The sequence below is a fragment of the Olavius algarvensis spirochete endosymbiont genome (genome assembly GCA_900608495.1).
Lineage (GTDB): Bacteria > Spirochaetota > Spirochaetia > DSM-2461 > DSM-2461 > UBA2779.
Genome location: UWYT01000178.1, coordinates 88,277 through 96,931, shown reverse-complemented (window position 1 = coordinate 96,931; position 8,655 = coordinate 88,277). Strand labels below are relative to the sequence as shown.

The following is an 8,655-nucleotide window of genomic DNA, read 5'->3' as shown; positions in this document are numbered from 1 at the left end:
TATGTTTGCCGAAAAGGTTCTGACCAACCTCGAAGCGAAGTACATTATCATCGCCGTTCCCCTGTTCGTGTTCATGGCCCAAGTTATGAATTCCGGCAAGATAACGGACATGATATTTCGCTTTGCCAACGTATTAGTTGGTCGCCGGAGGGGCGGACTCGGTCATGTGAACGTTGTTGCTTCCATCATTTTTTCTGGAATGACAGGATCGGCTGTTGCCGATGCCTCCGGATTAGGCATGATGGAAATCAAGGCGATGAAAGAACATGGGTATGAAGAGGGTTTTTCCTGCGCGGTTACCGCGGCCAGCGCCACCATCGGTCCCATATTCCCACCGAGTATACCGATGATTTTTTACGCGATGCTTTCCGGAGCATCCATCGGAAATCTCTTTCTCGGCGGGATGATTCCCGGACTTCTCATCGGACTCGCTCTTATGGTTTACATCGCGTGGGTAGCGAATCGCCGAGGTTATCCTCGGGGAGAGAAAATGATTCTCCGCGATATGCTGACAATTGCCCTCAAAGCATTTCCGGCATTGTTTTCCGTTGTCGTGCTCCTGGGCGGTATCTACACCGGTATTGTGACGCCTACAGAAGCCGGTGCTCTCGCTTCTCTCTACGCCATTATCATCGCGGCCCTTGTCTATCGTGCACTCGGTCCGAAAGCGTTGTGGGAAGCCGTCAAGGACACGGCAAAAACCACCGGAATCCTTTCTCTCATTGTGGGATGCGCCTTTACCTTCTCATTTATAGTCGCTCGAGAGCAGATTCCACAATTGGCAGCGAACTTCCTCTTATCCGTTACCTCAAGCAAGGCGTTTTTGTTACTTCTGATCAACATCGTATTCCTTGTACTGGGAATGTTTATCGATACATCCACGATTACGGTGGTGTTCATTCCCATGGTTTTGCCATTGGTCCAGGCCTTGGGAATCGATCTCGTACATTTCGGTGTCGTCGTCACATTGAATATGATGATCGGTCTATCCACACCACCATTCGGGATGTTGCTGTTCATCGTATCGGGCATATCCGGCGCACCCATACGAGGGATTATCAAGGAGATTTTCCCCATGCTCATCGCCATGATCGTCGTTTTGGTCCTGATCACCTATGTGCCGGATATCGTTCTCTTTCTTCCCCGATTGATCGGACATTAGGGTAGCTATGAGTATTACGGGGTCTAGCGGCCAACCCAGCATCCATACTTCGTACCCGGCGGAGATCCGGGTCCGGCGTGCGCCACCATCAGCGGTGTGTATGGAATCATATCTGGATACATTGACTACCAAGGCGTCCTGAACGTAGCAATGAAGCTTCGGGAACAAGACATATTCCTGGATATCTACGACGATCCCGATTTTGCATGCACACTGAACGAAAAGATTCATCTTTTTTGAAACACTGCCGAAACCAGGAACCGCTGGCAGATGAAAATTCCTTAAAAGGAAGGAGCGAACAATGAACAATACATTGGCCAACGGTGTATGGCCTACGGCCGTTACTCCCTTCGATGCAGATAACAGGATTGATGTCCAGGCATTGAACTCATTGGTGAATTTCTATTACGACGCCGGTGTGGCCGGGATTTTCGGCGTTTGCCAATCCAGCGAAATGTTCTATCTCAATCGGAACGAACGAGAGTACCTTGCTCAGGAAACCATGAGAGCTGCTGATGGCAAGTTGCCTGTAATCCTTTCGGGACATGTTAGCGATAATCCAGCCTCCCAAGCCGACGAACTCAAGGCAATGGCCTCCTTGGGACCAAAGGCTGTTGTCCTCGTCACAAACCGATTGGCTGCAACCGACGAAAGCGACAATGTTTGGTTTGAGAACCTCAGGCGACTCATTGACCACCTGCCGGAGGATATGCTCTTGGGATTCTACGAATGTCCTTATCCCTATAAGAGGCTCTTGAGCCCGGAACTCCTTATCCGCTGTGCCGCACTCGGTCGATTCGGTTTTCTGAAGGATACCTGTTGTAACGCGTTGCAGATTCGCGCAAAGCTCGATGTTCTGAGAGGCACCGGGCTAAAACTTTTCAATGCGAATGCGGCAACCTTGCTGGTTTCTCTCCGAGACGGCGCGGCAGGATACAGCGGAGTAATGGCTAATTTTCACCCGGCCCTCTATGTTCGTTTGTGCCGTGATTGGAGCCGGGATCCCGAGGGTGCCGGCCGACTGATGGATTTTCTCGGGCCGGCTTCCGTGATCGAATGCCGGTCTTATCCAACTAGTGCGAAATATCATCTGAGCCTGGACGAGGTGCCTTTCGGACTTACAACCCGTTCCATGGATCCTGATGACTTTCTGTCGTTTCACCGCCTTGAACTTGAGCAGCTACACCGCTTGGCCCGGAGACTAAACTGACTCGAGTGGTCCTCGAAACTGCTGAACTTGGAATGGGCGACGAGCGGACAGAATAACCGATACTGGGAACTGCACTTCATGATGAGTATTATGAGACTTACTGAGCAGGTTCTTATGCGGTTCGGATTTCAGTCTTCCAGTCTGAGTTATGGATGATCCGAACTGCGCCAGAGGTTATCCAAAGATTTCCCGAAAGTAGAAAGCTCCCCTCATTCAATACCCAATAGTTAACCCCCCGGAAACTAAAAAACGTCAATACTGGCTTCAGCAGCTAAAACAGCCCAAACAAAGAAGAGCATCCGTCTGCTGAGTGCTCTCTAATGGCTTGCCCCGAAGGGATTGCCTGGAAGAGGACTCGAACCTCCACGACCTTGCGATCACTAGTCCCTGAAACTAGCGTGTCTACCAATTTCACCATCCAGGCGAGATAGGTGTTTGAAAATATCGATTGCAAGGTGCTATGTCAATATGATGGAAGATTGGTTAGCGGAAGATAGGGATGATGGACTTTGAGGATGCGAGATGAAGTTTTCTTTTGAAGAATTGAGATGTGTAAGAGTGCTTGAGGCGGTAACAATCGTCAATTACTATTAACCTTGAAGGGGAAATGGATGACGAAAGCTGTGGTAGTTGAGCGTGTAGGTGAGAAGATACTGGTATCAGATGTGAGACGAATTAGAGAAAATACAACTTTTTGGAGAGTTAAGAGGCGGAATTTTCTAGTGGCAAACACTAAGGCTCTGGAATTGAAAAAGGGGAACCTTGTTGAGATTTTTTTGCCGACTGGGAAAACGGTGTTACAGACGATGCTTATCTTTTTGTTGCCTTTGATGTTGTTTCCGATGGCTTATGGGATGGCCGCTGCGTTTTTTCCCGGGACTGGAGATGAGCTTTTATTCTTAGTGGGTTTCGGAGCCCTGCTGTTGGGATTCCTTCTTGGCTTCTTTCTGTGTCGCATTGTGGGTAAGCCGGTTCCGACTATTTCGAAGGTGTTGGCTGATGAGAATGTATCTAAGCCCGATGGCTTTTCAGGGTGTAGTGCATGTGTGGATTTCGATTGTCATAAGTAAGTGGCTGGAAATTGAGTGTCAGATTAGTCGCGAGTGTACTTGTCGGTGAACCACAGCGAGCAATTATTCAATTCGAAGTTAGGTTGGCAGGTAGTTAGGAGAATCTAAATTAGTAGAATAATTTAGACCAGTTGACATAAGGATTTCATATGAATTATGTGGCACTTCGTGGCAGGTCGGTATGGATTACAGGGGCTTCGTCTGGAATTGGTTTGGAGATGGCTCTTTTAGCCGCGCGGGCCGAGGCAAAGCTGTTTCTTTTCTCTTCACGGGCGGAACTTTTGAAGAAAGCCGTGGCTTTGTGTGCGACCCGAGGTGCGCTGGCAGTTCATTTTGAGGCTGTTGACCTTTCCGACTACAATGCGGCGGAGGAAGTTGCGAAAAAATTGCTTCAGTTAAATGGGCCGCCTCAGATATTGATTTTGAATGCGGGGGTTTCGCAACGGTCTTTCGCTGTTGATACAGAATTGGCTGTGACTTCAAAAATAATGAATCTGAACTTCCTTGGGGCGGTTGGAATGACGCGAGTCGTTTTACCTTCTATGGTTGAAAATGGAGGTGGGAAAATTGCGGTTACCAGTAGTTTGACTGGCGTATTTGGTTTCCCCTTGAGGTCTTCTTATGCGGCGAGTAAGCATGCACTTCATGGATATTTCGAGAGTCTCGATTTAGAATACGGCGCTTTGGGGATTCGTGTCACGCTAGCGATTTTGGGGCGTATTAGAACTGAAATTGCGCTTAGGGCGCTTAAAGGGGATGGAACCAGCTATGGAATCCAGGATCCTGCTTTGAAGAAGGGTATGGACCCCCGTCGCTGTGCAGCCAAGTATTGGAGGGCCATTTTGAGAGGACGACGGGTTAAGGTGATGGGAGGCATCGAAGTGTTGATGATTTTTTTCCATCGCTATATTCCAGCGTTGTTCAGACTAATCGCCCGAAAGGTAAATTCAAAATAGCAATCTTTGACAGGGTTGAAAAAAGAATACGCCTCTGTACTGCGGGCCTGCAAAGTCAAGAGGTTAATCGTCTTTGCATAGCAGAGTTTTTGGGGAGTTGAATAATTGTCGGTGGACAAAATGGACATTCAGCCCACAGTGGATTTTGCATCGGAAGTGAATTTCTCGGTTTTGGATTCGTACTTCCATCAGGAACTCTGGTAGGGTAGACTTATACGGCTAGAGAGATGCTACACACGGTTTTAGTTGATACAGAATTGATTTACACATGGAATAAACTTACATGGATCAGATTACAAAGTTAGAGAACATCAGTATCCATATTTTGCGTGAGGCATATGCCAATTTCAGGAATTTAGGAATGCTGTGGTCGATTGGGAAGGACTCAACAGTACTTCTATGGCTGACACGAAAGGCATTTTTTGGTCATGTTCCTTTTCCGTTGGTGCATATAGATACACACTTCAAAATTCCCGAGATGATTGAGTATAGGGATAGTCTTACTAGGAAGTGGAAACTCCCGATGGTTTATGGGGAGAATAAAGCCGCCCTGGAGGCAAAGCAAACCTTTCCCGATGGAAACATCGATCGAATTAATTGTTGTAGGCTTCTTAAGTCGGAGGCACTGAAGCATACGCTCAATGGCACCTGGCCGCGTTACAGATTCAATCACGAGGCGGATGAATATCAATTGGATAAGGATACCGAGGCATATACCGGAATGATAGTTGGCGTACGCTCCGATGAGGAGGGCTCTCGTTCAAAGGAACGCTATTTCTCACCACGGGATAAGGAAAATACCTGGGATGTGGGCGACCAGCCTCCGGAATTCTGGAATCAATTCAAAACAGATTTTGCGCCTGGTACTCACGTTCGAATCCATCCACTCCTCGACTGGACTGAAACAAATATTTGGGAATATATCGATCGTGAAAAAATTCCGACAGTGTCGCTTTATTACGACCAGGGTGAGGGAAAACGGTATCGCTCGCTGGGTTGTGGCCCTTGTACCCATCCTGTTAAATCCACTGCGAGAAGTATTCCTGAAATCATTGAAGAGCTGAAGTCCGGTAAGTTTGCACATATTGCAGAACGTTCCGGACGCGCACAGGATAAGGATGATGGTGGAGGTTTGGAGACTCTGCGTCGAGAGGGGTATATGTAATAAATGCATAGCAATATGAACGTCGTGATAACTGGGCATGTGGATCATGGGAAGAGTACGGTGATTGGACGCTTAATGGCTGATACCGGCAGTCTTCCGAATGGGAAGCTCGAGCAAGTAAAAGCCAGTTGCGCCCGTAATTCCAAGCCCTTCGAATATGCCTTCCTCCTAGATGCCCTGAAGGATGAACAGAGCCAGGGAATTACTATAGATTCGGCCAGGATTTTTTTCAAATCAAAGAAAAGGCATTACATAATTATTGATGCACCTGGTCATATCGAGTTTTTGAAAAATATGGTTACCGGCGCTGCGCGGGCAGATGCCGCATTTCTATGTATAGATGCACACGAGGGAGTGCAGGAGAACTCACGTCGCCATGGCTACTTGCTCTCAATGCTCGGTGTCAGACAGATGTGCGTGCTGGTTAACAAGATGGATTTGGTTGGTTACGAGAAAAGAGTGTTCAAATCAGTGGTCCGGAAATATTCCAGATTTCTGAGAAACATCAATGTGTACAATGTACCCTTTATTCCGGTGTCGGGGATAGAAGGAGACAATATCACGTCCCCCAGTGGAAGAATGTCTTGGTGGAAGGGTGGTACGGTTCTAACACTTATCGATAAGTTCAAGGAAGAAAACCCACCAGACAACTTGCCCTTCCGCATGTTTGTTCAGGATGTATTCAAATTCACTGCGATGAGTGATAAGCGGAGAATCATTTCCGGCACAGTATCGACTGGCAGCCTTGCAGAAGGGGATGAGCTAGTTTTTTATCCATCGGCTAAGAAGAGCAAGGTATCTAGCATTGAGCATTTTGGTGAGAACAAACCCGCGAAAGTGAAGGCGGGAATGGCCGTTGGATTCACTGTAACCGAGCAGATTTATGTTAGAAGGGGTCAACTAGCCGTTCGCACCAATGAAAAACAACCACAAACCGGCAATGTTATGAGGGTCAATTTGTTTTGGCTGGGCCGCGAACCATTTGAAAGGGATAAGGAGTACGTACTTAAAAATGGTACTGAGAAGGTTAGAGTTAAACTGTTTGACACCTTGAAAGTTATCGACGCATCAAGTCTGCATTCTGATGGAATGAAAAAGATGATTGAGAGACACGATGTCGCTGATTGTGTTTTAACTACCCAGCGTCCAGTTGCCTTTGATATTGTAGATGATTTCCCTATTACAAGCCGCTTTGTAATAGTCGATGGATATGAAATTGCTGGTGGTGGGATTATCAGGGAGGTAATTCGGGACAATCAGGCTAAGTATCGAGACAAGGTGATAGACCGGAACTTGAGATGGGATATAGGAAGCATTACACGAGAGCGCAGGAGGGAAATTTATGGACATGGTCCGTCGCTGTTGATGGTGAGTGGACCCGAAGATCCACGCAAGTCCGAATTTGCCAAGGCGCTGGAGAAGAGTTTTTTTGATTTAGGTAAGAAGGTTTACTATCTTGGTGTACGCAATGTGCTTGCCGGGCTGGATTCCGATATGCGGATTAAGCGACATAATCTATATCCGGAGGACAGGGAAGAGATGATTCGTCGCCTTGCGGAATTAGCCAACATATTGGTGGATGCGGGTATCATAGTTATCGCAACAGTGTCTGATTTGAGTTACGACGAGAGGGAAACCTTTCGAACTTCGGTTTCCCCGGTGGAGGTTCACACTATTTGGGTGGGAGCTCCTGAAGAATCCGATAGTAGGGCAGACTATGTTATTGAAGAAGCCGCTGAGGCAAATAACCATTTGACGAAGGTGATTAGTCATCTGGATCGATTGGGGGTTGGAGTCTGAAGTTTGTTCCTACGGAGTATCGGCTAGTCTCGGTGGGGAGTGGGCGTATCGGGAAGGATGTTGGAGGGTGGACTCTGGATATGTCGGAGAAGGAGCCATCCCTAATTCGGGCGATCTATGAGAGGAAGGAGATTAGACTCAGAAACGAACTTGAGGGACTATACCGCTTTGCCGATTGGCTGCCCATCCGAAGAATGCTCAAAAATCCTTCAGTTCCTATCTGTTACAGAAGTGAGGGCCTGGCGAATGATTTGGGCCTTAAAAAACTCTATATAATTTTCAATGGCTGGTGGCCGGAAAAAGGGGCTGCTATGAGTACTGGCACCTTTAAGGAGTGTGAGGCCTACAGTGTATGTGCTAGACTTCCGGAAAATTTTGATGGAAGTCTGGTTGTGGCCTCGGCTGGCAATACGGCCCGTGCCTTTGTCAAGGTTTGTTCAGATAATGACATTTCATTGTTGCTGTTCGTACCACACGATAATCTGGATGCGTTGTGGTTTGACACCCCGGTGGCATCATGTGTAAAACTCATCTGTGTGGCTCCAGGTGGAGACTATTATGATTCCATACTGATGAGTACCGCGGCTATCGCTGCGTCGAAGAGATTTATCCCGGAAGGTGGTGCGAAGAATATCGCGCGACGCGATGGAATGGGAACAACCCTTCTTAGCGCCGCGGCTGAAATTGGCAACATCCCGGATGTGTATTTCCAGGCCGTTGGTTCCGGCACCGGTGCTATCGCTGCATGGGAAGCCGCTATGAGACTTGAGTCCGATGGGAGGTGGGGTCCAAACAATATGCGACTAATACTGAGCCAAAATGCTCCCTTCATTCCAATGGTTGAGAGCCTGGCTGCCGATAGTCGTGTGTTCATAGTCGTCGATGATGATACGGCTCGCCGTCAGATTAGCCAGGTGACGGCCAAGGTGCTCACGAATCGAAACCCGCCTTGGGCCATTGCCGGTGGACTTTATGATGCGGTGAGAACTACCGCGGGCACCATATTGGGAGTATCGAACGACGAGGCCGGTCAAGCCGCGTCTCGGTTTCAACGGTTGGAAGGTGTAAGCATTTCGCCCGCAGCCGCCGTCGCTGTATCAAGCCTTATCCAAGCCGTTCAACGCGGAATCGTAACAGAAAGTCAGACTATAGCCTTAAATATCACCGGCGGCGGTATTGACCGGCTAAAACAAAACCACCCACTGTACAAACTTGAGCCATCTGTTATTCTGCCCCCAAATTCAGATGCCCGGGACATAAAAGATGCCGTCACCTCGCTTTTTGTCTAGATG

At 48.0% G+C, this 8,655-nt stretch carries 7 protein-coding genes and 1 tRNA gene; 7 read left to right on the top strand and 1 reads right to left on the bottom strand.

Annotated elements, in window-relative coordinates:
• Both S1OALGB6SA_RS04680 and S1OALGB6SA_RS04675 read left to right on the top strand, forming a co-directional pair.
• Nucleotides 1-1,162, top strand: a 1,162-nt coding sequence (locus S1OALGB6SA_RS04680) for a TRAP transporter large permease (protein WP_148084026.1), incomplete at its 5' end; no start/stop codon positions are given.
• A 301-nt stretch (nt 1,163-1,463) separates the two neighbouring features.
• Nucleotides 1,464-2,372 (top strand): dihydrodipicolinate synthase family protein, encoded by a 909-nt coding sequence (locus S1OALGB6SA_RS04675; protein ID WP_124032693.1) that lies wholly within the window; start codon nt 1,464-1,466, stop codon nt 2,370-2,372.
• A gap of 340 nt (nt 2,373-2,712) precedes the next feature.
• Here S1OALGB6SA_RS04675 and S1OALGB6SA_RS04670 read toward each other — a convergent pair.
• Nucleotides 2,713-2,796 (bottom strand) — tRNA-Leu (locus tag S1OALGB6SA_RS04670).
• A 187-nt stretch (nt 2,797-2,983) separates the two neighbouring features.
• On the opposite strand from S1OALGB6SA_RS04670, the gene S1OALGB6SA_RS04665 reads away from it, so the two are divergent.
• The 5 genes from S1OALGB6SA_RS04665 to S1OALGB6SA_RS04645 all read left to right on the top strand — a co-directional run bounded on the left by S1OALGB6SA_RS04665 (nt 2,984) and on the right by S1OALGB6SA_RS04645 (nt 8,652).
• A complete protein-coding gene (locus tag S1OALGB6SA_RS04665; RefSeq protein WP_037564605.1) occupies nt 2,984-3,442 on the top strand; it encodes a SoxR reducing system RseC family protein in 459 nt (152 codons plus the stop codon).
• A 149-nt stretch (nt 3,443-3,591) separates the two neighbouring features.
• Complete coding sequence (locus tag S1OALGB6SA_RS04660; protein WP_124032692.1) at nt 3,592-4,398, top strand: SDR family NAD(P)-dependent oxidoreductase; 807 nt, start codon at nt 3,592-3,594, stop codon at nt 4,396-4,398.
• 283 nt (nt 4,399-4,681) lie between these two features.
• The gene (gene cysD, locus S1OALGB6SA_RS04655; RefSeq protein ID WP_037564612.1) at nt 4,682-5,563 is read left to right on the top strand and encodes a sulfate adenylyltransferase subunit CysD; all 882 of its coding nucleotides are present in this window, start codon (nt 4,682-4,684) and stop codon (nt 5,561-5,563) included.
• A gap of 15 nt (nt 5,564-5,578) precedes the next feature.
• A complete protein-coding gene (locus S1OALGB6SA_RS04650; RefSeq protein ID WP_161786831.1) occupies nt 5,579-7,363 on the top strand; it encodes a GTP-binding protein in 1,785 nt (594 codons plus the stop codon).
• The gene (locus S1OALGB6SA_RS04645; RefSeq protein ID WP_306766986.1) at nt 7,345-8,652 is read left to right on the top strand and encodes a cysteate synthase; all 1,308 of its coding nucleotides are present in this window, start codon (nt 7,345-7,347) and stop codon (nt 8,650-8,652) included. The genes S1OALGB6SA_RS04650 and S1OALGB6SA_RS04645 overlap by 19 nt, the downstream gene beginning before the upstream one ends.
• Nucleotides 8,653-8,655 lie beyond the last annotated feature (3 nt).

What these genes read in the sequence shown, in the direction of transcription:
- S1OALGB6SA_RS04675 (WP_124032693.1), top strand. Translation starts at nt 1,464, where the DNA reads ATGAACAATACATTGGCCAACGGTGTATGGCCTACGGCCGTTACTCCC.
- S1OALGB6SA_RS04665 (WP_037564605.1), top strand. Translation starts at nt 2,984, where the DNA reads ATGACGAAAGCTGTGGTAGTTGAGCGTGTAGGTGAGAAGATACTGGTA.
- S1OALGB6SA_RS04660 (WP_124032692.1), top strand. Translation starts at nt 3,592, where the DNA reads ATGAATTATGTGGCACTTCGTGGCAGGTCGGTATGGATTACAGGGGCT.
- cysD (WP_037564612.1), top strand. Translation starts at nt 4,682, where the DNA reads ATGGATCAGATTACAAAGTTAGAGAACATCAGTATCCATATTTTGCGT.
- S1OALGB6SA_RS04650 (WP_161786831.1), top strand. Translation starts at nt 5,579, where the DNA reads ATGAACGTCGTGATAACTGGGCATGTGGATCATGGGAAGAGTACGGTG.